Source organism: Providencia huaxiensis, assembly GCF_002843235.3.
Taxonomy (GTDB): Bacteria; Pseudomonadota; Gammaproteobacteria; order Enterobacterales; family Enterobacteriaceae; genus Providencia; species Providencia huaxiensis.
On record NZ_CP031123.2, the window covers coordinates 3,528,438 to 3,550,651 of the forward strand.

18 protein-coding genes, 3 tRNA genes and 3 rRNA genes are annotated in these 22,214 nt (G+C 43.5%); 5 read left to right on the plus strand and 19 right to left on the minus strand.

The features are described 5' to 3' along the window. Positions 1-149: 149 nt before the first annotated feature. Positions 150-1,046, plus strand: a complete 897-nt coding sequence (gene ilvY / locus CYG50_RS17940) for an HTH-type transcriptional activator IlvY (RefSeq protein ID WP_102139860.1) — start codon at positions 150-152, stop codon at positions 1,044-1,046. Here the strand turns inward: ilvY and ilvA are convergent. The 6 genes from ilvA to ilvL form a co-directional block, all read right to left on the minus strand. Continuing rightward, positions 1,038-2,612 carry a threonine ammonia-lyase, biosynthetic gene (ilvA, locus tag CYG50_RS17945; protein ID WP_102139859.1) on the minus strand — a complete coding sequence of 525 codons (1,575 nt, stop codon included), beginning with the start codon at positions 2,610-2,612 and terminating at the stop codon, positions 1,038-1,040. The genes ilvY and ilvA overlap by 9 nt on opposite strands. A 2-nt stretch (positions 2,613-2,614) precedes the next feature. Next, positions 2,615-4,465, minus strand: a complete 1,851-nt coding sequence (gene ilvD, locus CYG50_RS17950; RefSeq protein ID WP_102139858.1) for a dihydroxy-acid dehydratase — start codon at positions 4,463-4,465, stop codon at positions 2,615-2,617. A 67-nt stretch (positions 4,466-4,532) separates the two neighbouring features. Further along, on the minus strand, positions 4,533-5,459 hold the full coding sequence (locus CYG50_RS17955) for a branched-chain amino acid transaminase (protein WP_102139857.1): 927 nt from the start codon (positions 5,457-5,459) through the stop codon (positions 4,533-4,535). A gap of 11 nt (positions 5,460-5,470) precedes the next feature. Then, entirely contained in the window at positions 5,471-5,740 is a 270-nt protein-coding gene (ilvM, locus tag CYG50_RS17960; RefSeq protein WP_102139856.1) for an acetolactate synthase 2 small subunit, read from the minus strand. After that, a complete protein-coding gene (gene ilvG, locus CYG50_RS17965) occupies positions 5,737-7,383 on the minus strand; it encodes an acetolactate synthase 2 catalytic subunit (protein WP_102139855.1) in 1,647 nt (548 codons plus the stop codon). Before ilvG ends, ilvM begins: the two co-directional genes overlap by 4 nt. A gap of 132 nt (positions 7,384-7,515) precedes the next feature. Continuing rightward, positions 7,516-7,617 carry an ilv operon leader peptide gene (ilvL, locus tag CYG50_RS17970; protein ID WP_071524553.1) on the minus strand — a complete coding sequence of 34 codons (102 nt, stop codon included), beginning with the start codon at positions 7,615-7,617 and terminating at the stop codon, positions 7,516-7,518. Between the two features lie 479 nt (positions 7,618-8,096). On the opposite strand from ilvL, the gene CYG50_RS17975 reads away from it, so the two are divergent. Continuing rightward, positions 8,097-9,623, plus strand: a complete 1,527-nt coding sequence (locus tag CYG50_RS17975; protein ID WP_102139854.1) for a YifB family Mg chelatase-like AAA ATPase — start codon at positions 8,097-8,099, stop codon at positions 9,621-9,623. A 77-nt stretch (positions 9,624-9,700) separates the two neighbouring features. On the opposite strand, the gene CYG50_RS17980 is transcribed toward CYG50_RS17975, so the two are convergent. Continuing rightward, entirely contained in the window at positions 9,701-10,039 is a 339-nt protein-coding gene (locus tag CYG50_RS17980) for a MaoP family protein (protein WP_102139853.1), read from the minus strand. Positions 10,040-10,151: 112 nt separating this feature from the next. Here CYG50_RS17980 and hdfR point away from each other — a divergent pair, with 112 nt between their 5' ends. Continuing rightward, positions 10,152-10,991 (plus strand): HTH-type transcriptional regulator HdfR, encoded by an 840-nt coding sequence (gene hdfR / locus CYG50_RS17985; RefSeq protein WP_102139852.1) that lies wholly within the window; start codon positions 10,152-10,154, stop codon positions 10,989-10,991. A 656-nt stretch (positions 10,992-11,647) separates the two neighbouring features. Here the strand turns inward: hdfR and CYG50_RS17990 are convergent. The 6 genes from CYG50_RS17990 to CYG50_RS18015 form a co-directional block, all read right to left on the minus strand. After that, positions 11,648-11,723: transfer RNA gene (locus CYG50_RS17990), tRNA-Trp, on the minus strand. Between the two features lie 8 nt (positions 11,724-11,731). Beyond that, positions 11,732-11,808 (minus strand) — tRNA-Asp (locus tag CYG50_RS17995). Between the two features lie 59 nt (positions 11,809-11,867). Further along, positions 11,868-11,983: ribosomal RNA gene (gene rrf / locus CYG50_RS18000) — 5S ribosomal RNA — on the minus strand. 151 nt (positions 11,984-12,134) lie between these two features. Continuing rightward, a 23S ribosomal RNA gene (locus CYG50_RS18005) occupies positions 12,135-15,152 on the minus strand. Positions 15,153-15,396: 244 nt separating this feature from the next. Continuing rightward, positions 15,397-15,472 (minus strand) — tRNA-Glu (locus CYG50_RS18010). A gap of 133 nt (positions 15,473-15,605) precedes the next feature. Next, positions 15,606-17,145: ribosomal RNA gene (locus CYG50_RS18015) — 16S ribosomal RNA — on the minus strand. Together the 16S, 23S and 5S rRNA genes with 3 tRNA genes alongside form the textbook arrangement of a ribosomal RNA operon. Before the next feature lie 586 nt (positions 17,146-17,731). On the opposite strand from CYG50_RS18015, the gene CYG50_RS18020 reads away from it, so the two are divergent. Further along, positions 17,732-18,277, plus strand: coding sequence for a gamma carbonic anhydrase family protein (locus CYG50_RS18020; protein WP_102140614.1), 546 nt, complete (start codon positions 17,732-17,734; stop codon positions 18,275-18,277). On the opposite strand, the gene CYG50_RS18025 is transcribed toward CYG50_RS18020, so the two are convergent. Genes CYG50_RS18025 through CYG50_RS23160 form a run of 6 tightly spaced genes read right to left on the minus strand, consistent with a single transcriptional unit; the run spans position 18,253 to position 21,556 of the window. Further along, positions 18,253-18,513, minus strand: coding sequence for a DUF1488 family protein (locus CYG50_RS18025; protein ID WP_102140613.1), 261 nt, complete (start codon positions 18,511-18,513; stop codon positions 18,253-18,255). The two genes, CYG50_RS18020 and CYG50_RS18025, sit on opposite strands and share 25 nt — an antisense overlap. Further along, the gene (gene aroE / locus CYG50_RS18030; protein ID WP_102140612.1) at positions 18,510-19,328 is read right to left on the minus strand and encodes a shikimate dehydrogenase; all 819 of its coding nucleotides are present in this window, start codon (positions 19,326-19,328) and stop codon (positions 18,510-18,512) included. The genes CYG50_RS18025 and aroE overlap by 4 nt, the downstream gene beginning before the upstream one ends. Positions 19,329-19,334: 6 nt before the next feature. Continuing rightward, positions 19,335-19,904 (minus strand): L-threonylcarbamoyladenylate synthase type 1 TsaC, encoded by a 570-nt coding sequence (gene tsaC, locus CYG50_RS18035; protein WP_102140611.1) that lies wholly within the window; start codon positions 19,902-19,904, stop codon positions 19,335-19,337. Between the two features lie 9 nt (positions 19,905-19,913). Further along, positions 19,914-20,456 (minus strand): DNA topoisomerase family protein, encoded by a 543-nt coding sequence (locus CYG50_RS18040; RefSeq protein ID WP_102140610.1) that lies wholly within the window; start codon positions 20,454-20,456, stop codon positions 19,914-19,916. A 24-nt stretch (positions 20,457-20,480) separates the two neighbouring features. Continuing rightward, a complete protein-coding gene (dprA, locus tag CYG50_RS18045) occupies positions 20,481-21,263 on the minus strand; it encodes a DNA-processing protein DprA (protein WP_238706809.1) in 783 nt (260 codons plus the stop codon). Continuing rightward, positions 21,239-21,556 carry a hypothetical protein gene (locus CYG50_RS23160; protein WP_238706810.1) on the minus strand — a complete coding sequence of 106 codons (318 nt, stop codon included), beginning with the start codon at positions 21,554-21,556 and terminating at the stop codon, positions 21,239-21,241. Before CYG50_RS23160 ends, dprA begins: the two co-directional genes overlap by 25 nt. Positions 21,557-21,689: 133 nt before the next feature. Here CYG50_RS23160 and def point away from each other — a divergent pair, with 133 nt between their 5' ends. Continuing rightward, positions 21,690-22,211, plus strand: coding sequence for a peptide deformylase (gene def / locus CYG50_RS18050; protein ID WP_004907170.1), 522 nt, complete (start codon positions 21,690-21,692; stop codon positions 22,209-22,211). The last annotated feature ends 3 nt before the right edge of the window (positions 22,212-22,214 follow it).

Genomic DNA, 22,214 nt, shown 5'->3' on the forward strand with positions numbered 1-22,214 from the left:
GTTCGTTATGTCAGGCAGTCTGCCTGTCGCTCATTTTTGAGCGTTTATGGATTTACTATATGCGATGTTTCGCATTGCTTAAATTGATATATTAACAATACAATGTTGCAATATCTGCAACGTCATTAATTATGTTATTAGAGGGCAAAATGGACATTCGCGATCTCAAGCTTTTTTTGCATTTAGCACAAAGTTGCCACTTCGGGCGCACATCTAAAGCGATGCATGTCAGCCCTTCCACATTGTCTAGACAAATACAACGCCTCGAAGAACAGCTGGGTCACCCATTATTTGTGCGCGATAACCGCTCAGTCAAATTGACCCAAGCAGGGGAGCATCTTAAGCAATTTGCCCAACAAACATTATTGCAATATCAACAACTGCAACATGCTCTCAACCAGCAAAGCCCATCGCTCAGTGGAGAACTGCATCTTTTCTGTTCTGTTACGGCAGCCTATAGTCATTTACCCGAAGTGTTAGATAAATTCCGTGCGCTGCACCCATTAGTTGAAATTAAGCTCACGACAGGGGACGCAGCTGATGCCGTTGAAAAAGTGGAAACTCATGAGGCTGACCTTGGTATCGCAGGCAAACCCGAGCGCTTACCTGATAACGTCCGTTTTGCAAAAATCGGCGAAATCCCTCTCGTTTTGATTGCTCCATCACTACCCTGTGCAGTACGAAGCATGGTAACAGAGGCTGAACCTGATTGGTCTACCGTCCCCTTCATCCTGCCTGAGCATGGCCCATCACGTAAACGTATCGAACTTTGGTTCCGTCGCCATAATATCAATAACCCCGTCATTTATGCGACGGTATCGGGCCATGAGGCTATTGTGTCAATGGTGGCTTTGGGATGTGGCATTGCCTTGATCCCCAGCGTGGTCGTTGATAACAGCCCAGAGCCCGTACGTAGCCGTATTTCACAGCTCGATAATATTTCAATGGTTGAACCTTTTGAACTCGGCGTTTGCCTATTAAGCAAACGCCTGAGTGAACCATTAATTAAAGCGTTCTGGGAGTTACTCCCGGACAACTCAGTCTAAGGTTCTTTGGTTATCTTGTGGCGCTAAGAAAAAACGGAAAGAGGGGTTTCCTGTTTCATCGTGATATTCATAACCTAGCGCATCAAGGTGCCTATCAAAACGTACTTCTGGCCCAGCCAGTTCAAATGCCGCCAGCACTCGTCCATAATCCGTACCATGGCTGCGATAATGAAATAACGTAATATTCCAATGAGTCCCAAGAGTCTCTAAGAATCTCAGTAATGCACCTGGAGACTCTGGAAATTCAAAGCTATACAATCTTTCATCTAATGGCTTTGATGGGCGGCCACCAATCATGTAACGCACATGGAGTTTGGCCATTTCATCATCAGATAAATCATCGACTTCATAGCCGTTACTTTTGAGCTCTTGAATAATCTCCGAGCGCTCGCCATCACGGCCACTTAAACGCACCCCAACAAAAATACAAGCACGGTCAGGATCGGCATCCGTATATCGATAGTTAAACTCCGTAATTGCTCGATGACCTAATAACTGGCAAAAGCGTAAAAAACTCCCTTTTTGCTCAGGAATGGTCACTGCCAGCAAAGCTTCTCGTTGTTCACCAATTTCACAGCGCTCAGAAACATAACGCAGCCCGTGGAAATTCATATTCGCACCGGACAAAATATGTGCTAAACGTTCGCCTTTGATGTTGTGCTGCTGTACATATTTTTTCAATCCGGCCAGTGCCAAAGCGCCTGAAGGTTCTGCTATCGCACGAACATCTTCAAAAATATCTTTCAGTGCTGCACAAATGGAATCGCTATCAACAGTAATAACATCATCAACATATTGCTGGCACAACCTGAAGGTTTCGTCTCCGATGCGTTTTACTGCCACACCTTCTGCAAATAAGCCAACACGCGGTAAATCAACAGGGTGTCCCGCCTCTAATGCCGCTTTTAAACAAGCAGCATCTTCCGACTCTACACCAATGATTTTAATTTCAGGCATTAATTGCTTGATAATCACAGCGACGCCCGCAATTAACCCACCGCCACCTACTGGGATAAAAATTCGGTCTAAATGAACATCTTGTTGCAATAGTTCAAGTGCTATCGTGGCTTGCCCTGCAATGACTGAAGGGTGATCAAAAGGTGGAACGAAGGTGTAACCATCCTCTTCTGCCATTGCAATGGCTTTCGCTTTCGCTTCATCAAAATTGGCACCATGTAAAATAGCTTCGCCACCGAAACTACGTACGGCATCCACTTTGATATCCGCTGTCGCAACTGGCATGACGATTTTTGCTTTCACACCCACACGATTTGCCGATAACGCAACGCCTTGAGCGTGATTCCCTGCAGAAGCGGTCACCACACCTTTGCTTTTTTGTTCTTCAGTTAAACTCGCAATCATGGCGTAAGCACCACGGAGCTTAAAGCTATGTACTGGCTGCCTATCTTCACGCTTGACTAAAATGGTATTGCCCAAGCGTGAAGATATTTTATCCATCTGTTGAAGAGGCGTTACTTGTGCAGCTTCATAAACCGGCGCACTCAGCGCCGCTTTTAAGTAATCTGCTCCGGTTGGGGCAACCGGTAATGGTTTTGCTGCCGCCACAATTAGCCCCCTAATTTCGACTTGTCACGAACAGCACCTTTGTCTGCGCTCGTCGCCAAAGAAGCGTAAGCACGCAGAGCAAAAGAAACCTCACGCTGACGATTACGCGGAGTATAAGCTTTATCACCTCGAGCCAATTCAGCTTCACGACGTTGATTCAATTCGCTTTCACTAACATCCAGCACAATCGTTCTTTTTGGAATATCAATATCAATAATATCGCCATCTTGAACTAATGCTAATAAGCCACCACTCGCGGCTTCTGGCGAAATATGGCCGATAGAAAGCCCAGAGCTACCACCTGAAAAGCGGCCATCCGTTATCAATGCACAGCTTTTGCCTAACCCCATTGATTTCAGATATGAGGTTGGATACAGCATTTCTTGCATGCCTGGGCCACCTTTAGGCCCTTCATAACGAATAACAACCACATCACCTTCAACAACTTTTCCACCGAGGATCGACTCAACGGCATCATCTTGGCTTTCAAACACTTTGGCTGGGCCACGGAATGTTAAGCTACCTTCATCAACCCCTGCTGTTTTAACAATACAGCCATCCTCTGCAATATTTCCAGACAGGACAGCAAGGCCCCCATCCAAACTATACGCATGCTCAATACTACGGATACACCCATTTTCACGGTCAGTATCCAATGACGGCCAACGGCAATTCTGCGAAAAAGCTTTTGTCGTGCGGATCCCGGCAGGGCCTGCGGAAAACATCGATTTGACAGACTCGTCCTTTGTTAACATCACATCATATTGCGCTAGTGTTTCTTGGAAGCTAAGGCCTAAAATATTAGTCACATTTTCTTGCAGCAAACCTGCACGGCTCAGCTCACCTAAAATACCGATAACACCACCAGCACGGTGAACATCTTCCATATGGTATTTTTGCGTACTCGGTGCAACCTTACAGAGGTGTGGAACTTTACGTGATAAGCGGTCGATATCATCCATGGTGAAATCGATCTCTGCTTCCTGAGCGGCTGCCAGTAAGTGCAGGACGGTGTTAGTTGAACCACCCATGGCAATATCCAACGTCATCGCATTTTCAAATGCGGATTTATTAGCAATATTACGTGGTAACGCACTGTCATCATCTTGTTCGTAATAGCGTTTGGTTAATTCAACAATGCGCTTACCTGCATTAATAAATAACGTTTCGCGATCTGCGTGAGTCGCCAACAATGAGCCATTTCCTGGCTGAGATAACCCAAGCGCCTCAGTTAAGCAGTTCATTGAGTTTGCAGTAAACATTCCTGAGCAAGAACCACACGTTGGGCATGCTGAACGTTCTATTTGCTCGCTATCTGCATCGCTCACATTTGGGTTCGCTCCTTGGATCATGGCATCAACCAAATCGAGCTTGATAATTTGGTCTGAAAGCTTGGTTTTACCCGCTTCCATCGGGCCACCCGAAACAAAAATAACTGGAATATTGAGGCGCAATGACGCCATCAACATGCCTGGGGTGATCTTATCGCAGTTTGAAATACATACCATGGCATCCGCACAGTGTGCATTCACCATATATTCAACCGAGTCTGCAATTAATTCACGAGAAGGTAAGGAATACAGCATTCCGCCATGTCCCATGGCAATCCCATCGTCAACTGCGATTGTATTAAACTCTTTCGCAACACCACCTGCATTTTCAATTTGCTCTGCAACTAATTTACCTAAATCACGTAGATGTACGTGACCAGGAACAAACTGTGTGAATGAGTTAACAACAGCAATAATGGGCTTTCCAAAATCAGCATCGGTCATGCCTGTTGCACGCCATAATGCACGAGCCCCAGCCATATTACGACCATGAGTTGTTGTTGCTGAACGGTACTTAGGCATATCTTTAACTCCCGTGTTTAAAACAGGCGGGGAACGTCCGCCTGTAACATCTATTTCAATTTAGTTATTAAGGGTTTACTGGATCTAACCAGCCCCATTTATCTTCTGTTGTGCCATCAAATAAGCCAAAGAATGCTTGCTGAATTTTCTTGGTTACTGGGCCACAACGACCAATGCCGACTTGGATACCATCAACGCTACGTACTGGCGTAATTTCGGCAGCTGTGCCTGTCATAAAGACTTCATCAGCAAGATAGAGAGATTCACGTGATAGTGTTTGCTCACGAACTTCAATACCCATATCTTTTGCTAAGGTTAAAATTGCATCACGTGTAATACCCGGTAATGCAGATGATGTGAACGGAGGCGTATACAGGATGCCATCTTTCACCTCAAAAATATTTTCCCCTGCGCCTTCTGAAAGATACCCATGAACATCTAGTGCAATCCCTTCTTGGTAACCATGGCGACGCGCTTCACTACCAACCAGTAATGAAGACAGGTAGTTACCACCTGCTTTTGCCCCTGTAGGAATGGTGTTTGGTGCAACACGATTCCAAGAAGACACCATCGCATCAATGCCTTGGTCTAACGCTTCTTCACCTAAATAAGCACCCCATGGGAACGCAGCTAAAATCACATCGGTGTTATAACCGTCTGGTGGGTTAACACCCATACCAACATCACCAATAAATACTAATGGGCGAATATATGCACTGACTAAGTTATTTTTACGCAGAGTTGCACGACATGCTTCCATTAACTCTTCCACACTGTAGCTGACAGGCATACGGTAAATTTTCGCTGAATCATGCAAACGTTGCATATGCTCACGGTGGCGGAAGACCACGGGACCTTTGTGTGAGTCATAACAACGGACGCCTTCAAACACTGATGTACCATAGTGCAGAGCATGAGACATAACATGAACCTTTGCATCAGCCCATGGCGTCATTTCACCGTTAAACCAAATAAAGTCAGCTTTCTTAGTCATTTGTATATTCCTTACATTGCACTTTGTGTGCGTAATAGTCGTGATTCTTGTTGTCGTACTTCAACTTCTGTAATGTCTGAAAGCTTGGTTAACTGTGCACAAAGCTGGGTTAATGGCCTTTGACTACTTACAGTAAGTTCAATATTAACATTGTCGCCGTCTGTCGATTGCCCCATATTCATGGCATTAATACGAAATCCACGATGGCGAGTGACCCTTAATATACGCTCTAAAACCTCAGGACGGAAACGGGCCAATATCGAGATTTGATGTTGCATCATAATGGTTTCTCCATCATTTTTTCATTACTAGCCCCAGGTGGAACCAACGGCCAGACATTTTCTAATTCATTAATTGATACCTGTAATAAATAGGCACCTTCACTATTAAGTAATTCATCTAATGCAGAGTTAACTTCCGACTTGTCCGTGATCCGTTGGCCTTTGATACCAAACGCACTGGCTAATGCCACAAAATCAGGGTTATCTGTTAAAATTGTTTCGCTATAGCGCTGTTCAAAAAACAGTTCTTGCCACTGACGGACCATGCCTAATCGTTGGTTATCGATCAAAAGGATTTTTACAGGAAGTTGCTTACGTTTGATGGTTCCCAGCTCTTGGACATTCATCATAAATGAGCCATCCCCAGAGACACAAACAACGGTATCTTCAGGCCTAGCAACCTGTGCACCAATTGCTGCAGGGATACCAAACCCCATGGTTCCAAGCCCACTTGAAGTTAAGAAGTTTTCAGGCGCATCAACGGTGATATGTTGCGCTGACCACATTTGGTGTTGCCCTACATCAGTGGTAACAACGGTATTTGGCTTCATTTTATCCGACAGCTGTTTCAGTAATAATGGCGCATAAATAGGCTCACCAGGATGGTCATAACGCCAACCGAATTCTTTTTTAAGTTGCTGAACTTCCTGCTGCCAAAGCGCAATTGATTTTTTAAGCATTAATTCAGGCAGTAATACCTTTGCATCACCATGCAGCGCAACATGAGTTTGACGTAATTTATCCAGTTCTACGTGATCTATATCGATATGAATCACTTTGGCGTTCGGTGCAAAAGTATTTAACTTACCTGTTACCCTATCATCAAAACGAGCACCAACAGCGATGAGTAAGTCACAACGTTGTACTGAGATATTGGCTGCCTTAGTGCCATGCATCCCTAACATACCTAAATAGTTTTCATCTAAAGGACTCACAGCACCAAGGCCTTTTAATGTTGCAACTGAAGGAATGCCTGTAAACTCAATAAATTCACGCAATTCTGTAACCGCACCAGACATTCCAACACCACCGCCAACATACAACATAGGCTTTTCTGATTGTTCTAATAACATTCTAGCTTGTTGAATTTCAGATAAAGGCGAGGTAACTTCCTGCTCTACTGGCATTAAAAACGGAGACAGCTCAGCTTGTTGTAGCTGAATATCTTTCGGAATATCAATCAGTACAGGGCCAGGACGCCCACTATTTGCGATTGCGAAAGCCTCAGCAAGAATGCGAGGTAAATCTTCGATATCTTCAACTAAAAAGCTATGTTTAGTACAAGCTAAAGACAACCCTAAGACATCGATTTCCTGAAAGGCATCGGTTCCGATAAACTCAGAGGCGACTTGCCCGGTAATCGCGACAACAGGGACGGAGTCTAATAATGCGTCAGCTAATCCCGTGATAACATTTGTTGCACCAGGGCCAGATGTTGCGATACATACCCCTGTTTTTCCTGTTGAACGTGCATAGCCAATCGCAGCGATTACAGCACCTTGCTCATGTCGACACAACAAATGCTCAACTCCACCATCATACAATGCATCATAAACTGGCATTATTGCGCCACCAGGATAACCAAATACGGTATCAACCCCCTGTGCTCGCAATGCTTGAACTAACCATTGTGCTCCGTTCATGCTTTATCTCCTGTCCATCTACTTTATCTATTTGTATTTGTTATGTTTTATTTTGTGTATTTGCATTAATCAACATTTATGTCAAAAAAAACCCCGCGCCTTTCGGTGCGGGGTTCTCGTAAGATCTGGCTGTTATTTTAGCCTTCGTCGTCCAAGTGCAGCCCCGCACGGTGGGATAATAATCACCACCACGCTAATAATAATTAGGCTAACTGCTTGGATAAATGCGTTCATGTATTTTACTTTTTCAATATTCTTAATTATCTATTATTTAGAGTTATCATTTTAAAATTGTTTTGACAACTTTTATTTAATTTATTTATTTTCAAAACATTAAATCACTTCAAAATCACATACCTATGAGATAATTAGCATTATAAACTACTTAAACACCCATTCATCAGTAATATTCAACAAAATACCCAGCATGATCAGCTATATCATCCATAACAATCATCTAGCGCCATTAAAACTCACACAGAGAAATTAATTATTTTTTCTTACTAATCTCCAAGCTCAGAATAGTCTCCATGCTTTATAACATCCTCGCAACCCCAATTATAACAAGACTTCGAAGCTGCTCGCAGTAAATTGAAACAGTCCAGTAACTAAGTAATTAAATTGTCGAGCAGCTTCGCAAACATATTATCTACCCAAGATAAGTAAACTTACTTTCAGCAGAATATTACTCTGTAAATGATATTGGAGGGCTTATGACATTAGCGATTGTTTACACTAGAGCATCAATTGGGTTAGAAGCACCTCTTGTTACTGTTGAAGCACATATTAGTAATGGGCTTCCAGGTTTAACACTTGTTGGGCTACCAGAAACAGCAGTAAAAGAAGCAAGAGATAGAGTTCGAAGCGCTCTACTAAACAGTGGATTTGAATATCCAGCTAAAAAAATGACGGTTAATTTAGCGCCAGCCGATTTACCAAAAGAAAGCGGTCGGTATGACCTCGCAATTGCGATAGCCATACTCGCATCATCAGGCCAACTCCCCCACGAGCCATTAAGACAATATGAATTTTTAGGCGAACTCGCTTTGTCTGGCGATGTTCGTTATGTCAATAGCGCTATTCCTGCAGCTCAATCAGCATTAAAACAACAGCGTTCTTTGATACTATCCATGGAGAATCAACACCAATTAGGTTTACTCCCAAATAATAGCGTTTATTTTGCGACATCCTTATTAGAGCTTTGTCATTTTTTACATAACAAACATACATTACTTTGTAATCAACAAATTCATCAACCGCCTATCTCAATCAAGCAAGAGAGTGATATTAACGATATTATCGGCCAAGAACATGGGAAACGGGCATTAGAAATTTGTGCTGCTGGTGGGCATAATTTACTCTTACTGGGTCCTCCGGGAACAGGAAAAACGATGTTAGCAAGCCGGCTAATGACTTTACTTCCCCCTTTAACCCCTCAGGAAGCATTAGAAGTGGCTTCATTGCATAGTTTGAGTGAAAACACAAAAGAAGATATGAACTGGCCAATAAGGCCTTTTAGAGCGCCTCATCATAGCGCATCAATTGCGGCTTTAATTGGGGGAGGCTCGCTTCCCAAACCTGGCGAAATTTCACTTGCACATCATGGTGTGTTATTTTTAGATGAATTACCAGAATTTAGCCGTTCAGTACTTGATTCTTTACGAGAACCATTAGAATCTAGAAAAATTAGCATTTCTCGAGCAAAAGCAAAAGTTTGCTATCCTGCAAGCTTCCAGCTGATCGCAGCCTTAAATCCTAGTCCAACAGGGCACTACCAAGGAGAAATGAGCCGTTCAGTCCCTTCTCGTATCCTACGTTACCTTTCACGCATATCAGGGCCTTTTATTGATCGATTTGACCTCTCAATAGAAATTCCATTGTTGCCTCTCGGCTCATTGAGTAATCAAACAAATCAAGGTGAAACAAGTGAACACGTTAGACAAAGAGTCATCGAAGCTAGAAATAGACAACTTAGGCGAGCTGGAAAAATTAATAGTTTACTAACGCCAAGAGAAACCACACAATTTTGCCTACTAACAACAAAAGATGCGTTATTCTTAGAACATGCATTAAATAAGTTAGGTCTTTCCATCCGAGCCTGGCATAGAATTTTAAGGGTTGCTAGAACAATAGCCGACCTTAATGCCGCAGAAACTATTGAGCGTTCCGATTTATTAGAAGCGCTGGGGTATCGAGCGATGGATAAGTTATTGCTTCATTTGCAAAAACAAGTAAGCTGAGAAGGGTGGACAGACAAGTACTTATTATCTCGTAAAAATAAAGGGACCGGAGTCCCTCTTATCATACGACGACGATATTAATCATCTGTATCAGTGTAGTCTTCCGATGGGTCTATCTGCGGTTTACCGCCAGATAAAGTATGGAAGCGTTTAGGGCGGTTAATACGGCTAGAATATTTTACCCAAACTTTTTCTTCTGGGGTAGCTGGTTCACGTTCACCACGGCATACAGCGACGAAAAGTTTTTCTTCTTCTGTCTGCGGTGCTCGTTTACCTGCATCAAGCTCATTAAAAGCTTGGCCGAGACGTTCTAGCAACTGAGCTTCTTTGATGGTGAAATCACCATGACGAGAAAAGCCACGTGGGTAATGTTTATTATCAAAAAAACGATTAGTCGTGATGAAGCTATCTGCCATCTGACACACTCCTAACTTATTACAGTCAAACTCTATATGGCGCGGAGTATTAGACAGCATTGACAATCTGTAAAACAAAACATTTAAATCATCACGACAAAAATAATTGGAGATGCGTGTGGACAGCGAGTTATTGAGAACTTTTTTAGAGGTTAGTAAAACTAGGCACTTTGGTAGAGCCGCAGAATCACTCTATTTAACGCAATCAGCGGTTAGCTTCCGTATTAGGCAATTAGAAACACAACTAGGTACAAGCCTATTTACGAGACATAGAAATAATATCCGGTTAACCGCTGCCGGTGAAAGGCTTGTTCCATATGCTGAATCACTAATGAATACCTGGTTGCAAGCTAAAAAAGAGATATCTCATGCCTCACAACACACAGAACTTTCTATTGGTGCAACCGCTTCACTTTGGGAAGGCTATCTAACTGACTGGGCAGAAGAACTTTATAATCAACATGATGAACTACGACTCGAAGCTAGAGTTTCAACGCGTCAGTCCCTCGTTAAGCAATTACATTCTAGAGAATTAGATTTATTAATTGCAACTGAGCCACCCAAAATGGATGAGTTTGAAAGCACAATCATCGGTACTATTGACTTACAACTTATGGCTTCCCAAAAAAATATTGCACTCACAAGATATAATTTTATAAAGCTTGAATGGGGGGCTGATTTTCATCCAAAAAATGAACCAGCACTAACTCAAGATGATACACCCGTAATGATCACTACTTCAGCCCATATTACCCGTCAATTACTTCCTGTATCGCTTTCAGCGGCATTTTTGCCTGCACATTGGGCATATCAATACCCAGGCTTAAAAACGCTCTCAGAAACCTCAATAAGCAAACCCTTGTATGCTGTCTGGCTCCAAAAAAATGATCAACAAGCTCTTATCAATCAATTGATTAAGACGCCAATAAAAAATGCGCCTTTAAGTGAATAATCATAGCCACCCTCATAACGGGTGGTTTGGCATATCTTTATACTAGTGAAAGACTCATAACCCTCACCTATAATTGAACGAATATTATTAAAAGCTAATTTTTGTCTGAGTTTTAGCAAAAGGCGAGATAATATTTACATAGCCACTTTGTATGCTCTGAGCTTTATTCTTTAATTCCTATAAACATCTTTTCATACTTAGCTTACGAATATTAACCTAAGCATCAACCTCTGACATGAAGGTCCTATTATTGAATTAATAGTCTGATTTATAAATAGAATTTAATAACCTCATGTTTAATGACGCTAACGCAACTTAATATAATAAAAAAATGAATAAGTAAATTATATGCCGCTATTAAATAGTCTTAACTAATATTTTCTTTTATATATCAATAAGTATATCAATCACGAAGAACTCATCGGCATTTATTTTTATAAAACAATAATACAACAATATATTACTTCTTTAGCAAAGTGATTTTTTGAAATTAGTGAAAGTTAATATAGTATGTGGGGGAAAAAAGTGAATTAAAGATTAACTGAAGGGGGTTAAGAAAATAACTCTATATTTACAATTGTACGGATAAAGAAAAACCCGATTAAGCTAATCGGGTTATCAATAGATACTTCTTTTATTATTACTTAATTGGTAACTGGCAGGGGCGGAGAGACTCGAACTCCCAACACCCGGTTTTGGAGACCGGTGCTCTACCAATTGAACTACGCCCCTAAATTAAGTGGCGGAACGGACGGGACTCGAACCCGCGACCCCCTGCGTGACAGGCAGGTATTCTAACCAACTGAACTACCGCTCCACTTATTCTTTTGCCTTTCGGCTGTTTACTGCTAATTGAGCAATAAACCTTTAATTAATGTCTGGCAGTTCCCTACTCTCACATGGGGAGACCCCACACTACCATCGGCGCTACGGCGTTTCACTGCTGAGTTCGGCATGGGGTCAGGTGGGACCACCGCGCTATTGCCGCCAGACAAATTCTATTTGTTCCCGTTTAATGTCACTTTCGTGCACTAAACCAGAACATCAATCTCAAACAAGCTGCGTGTCCTTCGCCTCTCGGCTTCTCACTCTTTCTTGAAAAACAACTCTATCTCTCAATCCCTAAAACACCTTCGGTGTTGTCAGGTTAAGCCTCACGGTTCATTAGTATTGGTTAGCTCAACATATCGCTATGCTTACACACCCAACCTATCAACGTCTTAGTCTTAAACGTTCCTTTAGGACCCTTAAAGGGTCAGGGAAGACTCATCTCAAGGCAAGTTTCCCGCTTAGATGCTTTCAGCGGTTATCTCTTCCGCACTTAGCTACCGGGCAATGCCATTGGCATGACAACCCGAACACCAGTGGTGCGTCCACTCCGGTCCTCTCGTACTAGGAGCAGCCCCTTTCAATCTTCCAACGCCCACGGCAGATAGGGACCGAACTGTCTCACGACGTTCTAAACCCAGCTCGCGTACCACTTTAAACGGCGAACAGCCGTACCCTTGGGACCTACTTCAGCCCCAGGATGTGATGAGCCGACATCGAGGTGCCAAACACCGCCGTCGATATGAACTCTTGGGCGGTATCAGCCTGTTATCCCCGGAGTACCTTTTATCCGTTGAGCGATGGCCCTTCCATTCAGAACCACCGGATCACTAAGACCTACTTTCGTACCTGCTCGAGCCGTCACTCTCGCAGTCAAGCTGGCTTATGCCTTTGCACTAACCGCATGATGTCCGACCATGCTTAGCCAACCTTCGTGCTCCTCCGTTACTCTTTGGGAGGAGACCGCCCCAGTCAAACTACCCACCAGACACTGTCCGCACCCCAGATAATGGGGCAACGTTAGAACATCAAACATTAAAGGGTGGTATTTCAAGGTTGGCTCCACGCAGACTGGCGTCCACGCTTCGAAGCCTCCCACCTATCCTACACATCAAGGCTCAATGTTCAGTGTCAAGCTATAGTAAAGGTTCACGGGGTCTTTCCGTCTTGCCGCGGGTACACTGCATCTTCACAGCGAGTTCAATTTCACTGAGTCTCGGGTGGAGACAGCCTGGCCATCATTACGCCATTCGTGCAGGTCGGAACTTACCCGACAAGGAATTTCGCTACCTTAGGACCGTTATAGTTACGGCCGCCGTTTACTGGGGCTTCGATCAAGAGCTTCTCCTTACGGATAACCCCATCAATTAACCTTCCAGCACCGGGCAGGCGTCACACCGTATACGTCCACTTTCGTGTTTGCACAGTGCTGTGTTTTTAATAAACAGTTGCAGCCAGCTGGTATCTGCGACTGGCTTCAGCTCCATCCGCGAGGGACTTCACCTAGCGCCAGCGTGCCTTCTCCCGAAGTTACGGCACCATTTTGCCTAGTTCCTTCACCCGAGTTCTCTCAAGCGCCTGAGTATTCTCTACCTGACCACCTGTGTCGGTTTGGGGTACGATTAATGATAATCTAGAGCTTAGAGGCTTTTCCTGGAAGCGGGGCATGAGCTACTTCATCACCGTAGTGACTCGTCATCGAACCTCAGCATGTAGTGAACCGGATTTGCCTAATTCACCTGCCTACATTCTTAAACCGGGACAACCGTCGCCCGGATAGCCTAGCCTTCTCCGTCCCCCCATCGCAATTATCACCAGTACGGGAATATTAACCCGTTTCCCATCGACTACGCATTTCTGCCTCGCCTTAGGGGTCGACTCACCCTGCCCCGATTAACGTTGGACAGGAACCCTTGGTCTTCCGGCGTGCGGGTTTTTCACCCGCATTATCGTTACTTATGTCAGCATTCGCACTTCTGATACCTCCAGCATACCTCACAGTACACCTTCACAGGCTTACAGAACGCTCCCCTACCCAACAATATCTAAATATCGCTGCCGCAGCTTCGGTGCATAGTTTAGCCCCGTTACATCTTCCGCGCAGGCCGACTCGACCAGTGAGCTATTACGCTTTCTTTAAATGATGGCTGCTTCTAAGCCAACATCCTGGCTGTCTGAGCCTTCCCACTTCGTTTCCCACTTAACTATGACTTTGGGACCTTAGCTGGCGGTCTGGGTTGTTTCCCTCTTCACGACGAACGTTAGCACCCGCCGTGTGTCTCCCGTGATAACATTCTTCGGTATTCGTAGTTTGCATCGAGTTGGTAAGTCGGGATGACCCCCTAGTCGAAACAGTGCTCTACCCCCGAAGATGAGTTCACGAGGCGCTACCTAAATAGCTTTCGGGGAGAACCAGCTATCTCCCGGTTTGATTGGCCTTTCACCCCCAGCCACAAGTCATCCGCTAATTTTTCAACATTAGTCGGTTCGGTCCTCCAGTTAGTGTTACCCAACCTTCAACCTGCCCATGGCTAGATCACCGGGTTTCGGGTCTATACCCTGCAACTCATTCGCCCAGTTAAGACTCGGTTTCCCTACGGCTCCCCTATACGGTTAACCTTGCTACAGAATATAAGTCGCTGACCCATTATACAAAAGGTACGCAGTCACCCCACCCCAAAGCACATTCACTGCTTGTTTTGTGTGTTGGACGTCGCAAAAAGCGCTCCGTCAACGCGTGTTGAATGCCACTTCAAAGTTGTCCTCAACACCAGAAAATGCTTTGGTGGTGGGGCTCCCACTGCTTGTACGTACACGGTTTCAGGTTCTATTTCACTCCCCTCGCCGGGGTTCTTTTCGCCTTTCCCTCACGGTACTGGTTCACTATCGGTCAATCAGGAGTATTTAGCCTTGGAGGATGGTCCCCCCATATTCAGACAGGATAACACGTGTCCCGCCCTACTCGTCGAGTTCACAACACTAACACCTTCGGATACGGGGCTATCACCCTTTACTGCCGGACTTTCCAGACCGTTCTCCTGATGCTAATGCTGATTAAGACTCTGGGCTGCTCCCCGTTCGCTCGCCGCTACTAGGGGAATCTCGGTTGATTTCTTTTCCTCGGGGTACTGAGATGTTTCAGTTCCCCCGGTTCGCTTCGTTTGACTATGTATTCATCAAACGATAGTGCAACGAATTGCACTGGGTTTCCCCATTCGGAAATCGTCGGTTGTAACGGTTCATATCACCTTACCGACGCTTATCGCAGATTAGCACGTCCTTCATCGCCTCTGATTGCCTAGGCATCCACCGTGTACGCTTAGTCGCTTAACCTCACAACCCGAAGGTGTCTTTTTTGTCACTCGACACAAAACCCGACGGCTTCTGTCTGTTGACGACATCTTCAAGTTGAGATTTTTGAGAGACTCTCACATTGTTTAAGCGATAAACAATGTGCGTTGTTTTCAATTTTCAGCTTGTTCCAGATTGTTAAAGAGCATAATTGTTAAACCAACTATCGAAATAATTGGCTTAATCATTATTGGGGACATCGTCTTTCACTCGATATCGGCGCAATTGGCGTCCCCTAGGGGATTCGAACCCCTGTTACCGCCGTGAAAGGGCGGTGTCCTAGGCCTCTAGACGAAGGGGACACAAGATATTGCACATACTGCTGCGGTATCTCATGTAAGTCCTATTCTCTCGAATAAGTCTCCCACGTATAGCCTATTGCTCTACTTTCTATCAGACAATCTGTGTGAGCACTTCACAAAAACACTTCAATGGTAAGGAGGTGATCCAACCGCAGGTTCCCCTACGGTTACCTTGTTACGACTTCACCCCAGTCATGAATCACAAAGTGGTAAGCGCCCTCCCGAAGGTTAAGCTACCTACTTCTTTTGCAACCCACTCCCATGGTGTGACGGGCGGTGTGTACAAGGCCCGGGAACGTATTCACCGTAGCATTCTGATCTACGATTACTAGCGATTCCGACTTCATGGAGTCGAGTTGCAGACTCCAATCCGGACTACGACGTACTTTATGAGTTCCGCTTGCTCTCGCGAGGTCGCTTCTCTTTGTATACGCCATTGTAGCACGTGTGTAGCCCTACTCGTAAGGGCCATGATGACTTGACGTCATCCCCACCTTCCTCCGGTTTATCACCGGCAGTCTCCTTTGAGTTCCCGACCGAATCGCTGGCAACAAAGGATAAGGGTTGCGCTCGTTGCGGGACTTAACCCAACATTTCACAACACGAGCTGACGACAGCCATGCAGCACCTGTCTCAGAGTTCCCGAAGGCACCAAAGCATCTCTGCTAAGTTCTCTGGATGTCAAGAGTAGGTAAGGTTCTTCGCGTTGCATCGAATTAAACCACATGCTCCACCGCTTGTGCGGGCCCCCGTCAATTCATTTGAGTTTTAACCTTGCGGCCGTACTCCCCAGGCGGTCGATTTAACGCGTTAGCTCCGAAAGCCACTCCTCTAGGGAACAACCTTCAAATCGACATCGTTTACAGCGTGGACTACCAGGGTATCTAATCCTGTTTGCTCCCCACGCTTTCGCACCTGAGCGTCAGTCTTTGTCCAGGGGGCCGCCTTCGCCACCGGTATTCCTCCACATCTCTACGCATTTCACCGCTACACATGGAATTCTACCCCCCTCTACAAGACTCTAGCTGACCAGTCTTAGATGCCATTCCCAGGTTAAGCCCGGGGATTTCACATCTAACTTAATCAACCGCCTGCGTGCGCTTTACGCCCAGTAATTCCGATTAACGCTTGCACCCTCCGTATTACCGCGGCTGCTGGCACGGAGTTAGCCGGTGCTTCTTCTGTCGGTAACGTCAATCGTTGATGATATTAGCATCAACGCCTTCCTCCCGACTGAAAGTACTTTACAACCCTAGGGCCTTCTTCATACACGCGGCATGGCTGCATCAGGCTTGCGCCCATTGTGCAATATTCCCCACTGCTGCCTCCCGTAGGAGTCTGGGCCGTGTCTCAGTCCCAGTGTGGCTGATCATCCTCTCAGACCAGCTAGAGATCGTCGCCTTGGTGAGCCATTACCTCACCAACTAGCTAATCCCATATGGGTTCATCCGATAGCGCAAGGACCGAAGTTCCCCTGCTTTGCTCCTAAGAGATTATGCGGTATTAGCTACCGTTTCCAGTAGTTATCCCCCTCTATCGGGCAGATCCCCATACATTACTCACCCGTCCGCCGCTCGTCAGCGAGAAGCAAGCTTCCCCTGTTACCGCTCGACTTGCATGTGTTAGGCCTGCCGCCAGCGTTCAATCTGAGCCATGATCAAACTCTTCAATTAAAAGTAGCTTGATGCTCAAAGAATGTTTACTGTCGTTTGATTTCCGAAGAAACCAAATTACCTATTAGTTCATATATATGAATTAACGTGTTAGTCACTCTTCAAGACTTAAAATCAAATATTTTTTTGATAGTGTCCTGTGAGTGCCCACACAGATTGTCTGATAAATTGTTAAAGAGCGCTGCGACATTTCTTTTGGAAATTTGACTCAGTTTTTATTAACTTAGGTCGTTGTCGCGAGGTGTCGTATATTACGTTTTTTATTTAGAAAGTCAAGCGTTTATTTTCAACTTTTTTCTTTCTCACCTCTGTTATCACTGGGTTATGAAGTTTTCTTCTAACCGGTTTGTCGTGATAACGGATGCGCATTATAGGGAGCCTTCAGAATTACACAACCTTTTTTTTTAAAAAAAACTCCGTTTGCGGATAAAATAGCCACCTTGTACTTTTTCACTGCATAACGATTATAAAAAGAACGACTTCATGACTATAATTCTAGCTTTAGCAACCTACTTGGCTCATAAATTCATAATGAACTAACGAGTTATTTAACAGTTATCCTTTATTTCTTTTTATGGTTATCACTATGAATACACTTTTACGTCCTTATTTAGGTATTTACCCTTCGATTAATGCACGCGTTTTCATTGACCCATCTTCAGTTGTAATTGGGGATGTTCGCGTAGCTGATGATGTCAGTATTTGGCCTCTCAGTGTTTTGCGTGGTGATGTTAACTATATTTCTATTGGCGCGCGCACCAATATTCAAGATGGCTCAGTTCTACATGTCACACATAAGTCGGCAAGTAATCCAGAGGGGAACCCGTTAATCATTGGAGAAGATGTCACCATTGGCCATAAAGTTATGTTACATGGCTGCACCATAGGAAATAGAGTTCTCGTGGGAATGGGTTCAATTGTCATTGATGGGGCTATAGTCGAGGATGATGTTATTATTGGAGCTAATAGTTTAGTGACCCAAGGAAAAAGGCTCGAATCCGGTTACTTATATACAGGGAGCCCAGCAAAAGCCATACGAAAATTGACTGATGCTGAGTTAGGCCATTTATGTTATTCAGCGAATAACTATGTTGAATGGAAAAATAACTATTTAGCTTCTGATAATACGTAAAGCCCATCTTCACTATCGAGGCCTTGTTCAATCAAGGCTTCAAACTCTTCTTCTATATCCCATCGATATTGCTGAAATAACCTCAGAGGTGTTTCTTCTTTACCATAACGTTGAAATAACAATGACTGAGGAATTGCACATTCAGCAAGCATTCCGCTGATCAATACAGGAAAACGTACTTGTTTGGATAGCTCATCCCACGCTTCTCTATCAGGAAATTGAATCTGCTGATTCATCCTTTCAATTCCTTATATAAGGTAGATAGAACAGGTGCGATTTCGGGAAGAATTCCATGCCATAGTTTAAAAGAAAACGCGGCTTGCCCTACTAGCATACCTAGGCCATCGGCTATTTTAGTCACTTGATGTTGAGTCGCAAACTCAAGGAAGGGCGTTAATGATGATTGATAAAACATGTCATAGCATGCAACTTGATCGCTAAACACATTTGGATTGATTGCAGGAACCTCTCCACTTACACCAGATGAAGTCGCATTGATGACCAGATCAAAATCAGCAGATACGATCTGTGAGATCTCTTTCCCACACATTTTACCTAGTGCTGAAAATTCATTAACTAATAATTCAACCTTAGAAAAGGTTCTATTCGCCAAAGTGATATCACAACCATATTCTAAAAGTGGCAATAATGCTCCACGTGTCGCACCACCAGCACCAATCATTAATATTCGGCTATTTGGATGAATAAACTTTAAACGTTGCAAATCTAACAAAAGCCCCATTCCATCTGTGTTGTCCCCCAGCAATCGATTATCATCAAGCTTCATAACCGTATTAACTGCACCACAAGTTTGAGCTCTTGTCGTTAATTCAGAAACAACCTGAAAAGCACGCTCTTTAAATGGCAATGTAATGTTTGCGCCCTTTCCACCTTGTGAAAAAAAACCTATTAGGCTTTGTTCGAATCCCTCTACAGGCGCTAGAATTTTTTCATATTCAAGGGCAATCCCTGTTTGCTCTGCAAACATTTTATGTATAACAGGTGATTTACTGTGTTGAATTGGATTACCAAAAACCGCAAACATTTCCATAGTATATTATCCTTTACGATATAACTGCCCGGTTTTGGCATCTCTTATTTCAGATGGATTTTGACGGCCACCAACTATTCCATCAAGGACAGGAATACTTCCATCAAACTGCTCCATAACTTCTTCCGTTGTTCTACATGGCTCTAATCCACTTAAATTAGCACTTGTAGATACCAGAGGCTTGCCATAATGACGACACAAATTTTTTACTAATTCATGGTCTGTAACTCGCACTGCGATGGTATCAAACTGACCAGTCAACCATTTTGGCGTCGTTACTTTTGCGGGGATCACCCATGTTACTGGCCCCGGCCATGTTGCAAACATCGCTTGTTTCTGATCTTCCGTTAACTGCTCATCATCTATATAGTTTTTTAATTGTTCGTAACTATCAGCTATAAGGATTAATCCTTTTTCCCAAGGGCGTTGCTTCAATTCTAATAACTTACGTACTGCCGTTTCGCTATCAGGGTCACAGCCTAGTCCAAATACTGCTTCTGTTGGGTAGGCTATAACCTCCTCGTGCTGTAATGAACTTATGATACTTTCAATTGCAGGTGTAGATATATTTGACATAGTTTTAACTCATTGTTCTTCTTGTTGCTTACCGCAGCGTTTGCTGGCACAAAATAATCTTACTCCCTGTCCCCCCCTTTTTTCCATAAGTAATGGATACTCACAATACTCACATTTACCAGTAATAGGCTTATTATTTAATATAAACTGACAGTTAGGGTAATTATCGCAAGCATAAAAAGTCTTACCGAAACGTGATTTTCTCTGTAATAAATTCCCTTTTTGGCATTGCGGACACGAAATTTTAGTTTCATCCGGTTTATCAATTAGCTCAATGTGTTCACATTCAGGATAATTACTACACCCAATAAACATGCCAAATCGCCCTTGTTTCAGCACTAAGTCATAATTACATTTCGGACAATGTTGACCTTCTAATACTTTAACAATATGACTTTCTACCGTAGGCCTTAGCGGCCTCATATAATGGCATTGTGGATAACTTGAACAGCCTAAAAACGGCCCATGTGAACTATTGCGAATAACAAGCAAAGAATCGCATTCTGGACAATGTTCATTTTTTTCTGTATCGAAGGGCAGTTGCTTAGACATGTTTTTCTCTACTGTTGCTTTTAACTAAGTTAATCTGGTATACCCACCAGCCCCCGAGCTAACTACCCCATTAATTTCCATCTCAGTTAATATGGTAATAATTTGAGTAACTGGAATTTGGGTTTGTTCTGCAATAACATCAACGGGTGTCGCTTGGTACCCCACCATACCTAAAATTTTATTTTCTACCACATTAAACTCAAGTGGTGTCTCTTCTATAGGTAATTCTGTTTGTATCCAATTTAACCCATCACCGATATGCCGCAAAATATCCTCAGGTTCAGCTAATAGATAAGCTCCTTGCTGCAATAGCCAATGGTTACCATGAAATGCAGGATTGCCCAATGGAGCAGGTAATGTAAATAAATCACGATTTTGCTCTAATGCATATCTAGCAGTTATCAGTGAGCCACTTTTCATTCCTGCTTCGATTACAATAACTGCTTTACTTAACCCACTAATAATACGGTTTCTCTTGGGAAATTGCTTAGGTAATGGCGGTGCATCTGGCCAATATTCTGAAACCAAAGCACCATAGTTTTTTATTTTTTCAGCTAATTCAGTATGTTGTCGCGGGTAAATATTCGCTAATCCGCTACCTAAAACCGCAATTGTCTCACCTCGATTATCAAGAGCAGCTTTATGACTTATACCGTCAATACCTAATGCAAGCCCACTTGTGATAGTTATACCATGGCGCACGAAACTCTTTACAAATAGGTTAGTCCATGTTCTGCCGTATTCACTTGCTCTACGACTTCCGACTATAGCAATTTGGGGTGTTACCAATAATTCACTTTTGCCCACGACAAAAAATAAAAGAGGGGGCGGTAGATTTGCTTTAATAAAAAAGGGTAATGTGGATCACAAAAAGTAACCATTTGATGATGTTTACTTGAAAGCCATGCCTGTACTTTCTCAAGCCGGTGCATGGACACATTCATAAATTGCAATTGTTGTATTTCATTCAAGCCATGATGATGTAAGGCCTGATAACTAATTTTATTTAATTGTTTTAGCTCATTAATTATTCTTACTGCATGTAAAGGTAATAGCCTTTTAACCTGCGACATCCTTAACCAAATCTCTTGGGTATTCATTATTGTCATCCTGACTCATTAACAGATAGGTTATTCAGTGAACAAATCGTAACCAATACTGTCAATATGAAGGAGAAATGTCTAGAATAGTCATTAATTCCCTTTCACATTTTGGAAACCGCTCGAAAAATTTATGTCAGTCTTAAACGTATTACATTACCCAGACGAACGCTTACGCACAATCGCTAAGCCAGTAGACAAAGTTGATGCTTCTATACAGCGTATCGTTGATGATATGTTCGATACCATGTATGAAGAAGAAGGTATTGGCCTTGCAGCAACACAAGTCGATATCCATCAGAGAATCATCGTCATTGATGTGTCCGAAACCCGTGATGAGCGTTTGGTTCTTATTAACCCTGAATTACTTGATAAATCTGGGGAAACGGGTATCGAAGAAGGTTGCTTATCTATTCCAGAACAACATGGTTTCGTCCCTCGCGCTGAACAAGTAAAAGTTCGCGCACTAAACTATAACGGTGAGTCTTTTGAACTAGAGGCTGATGGTTTATTAGCTATCTGTATCCAACATGAAATGGACCACCTTGTTGGTAAGCTATTTGTTGACTACTTATCACCTTTAAAACGTCAGCGCATCCGCCAGAAAGTTGAAAAATTAGACAGACTAAGAGCAAAAGAAGCCAAAAATAGCTAATTC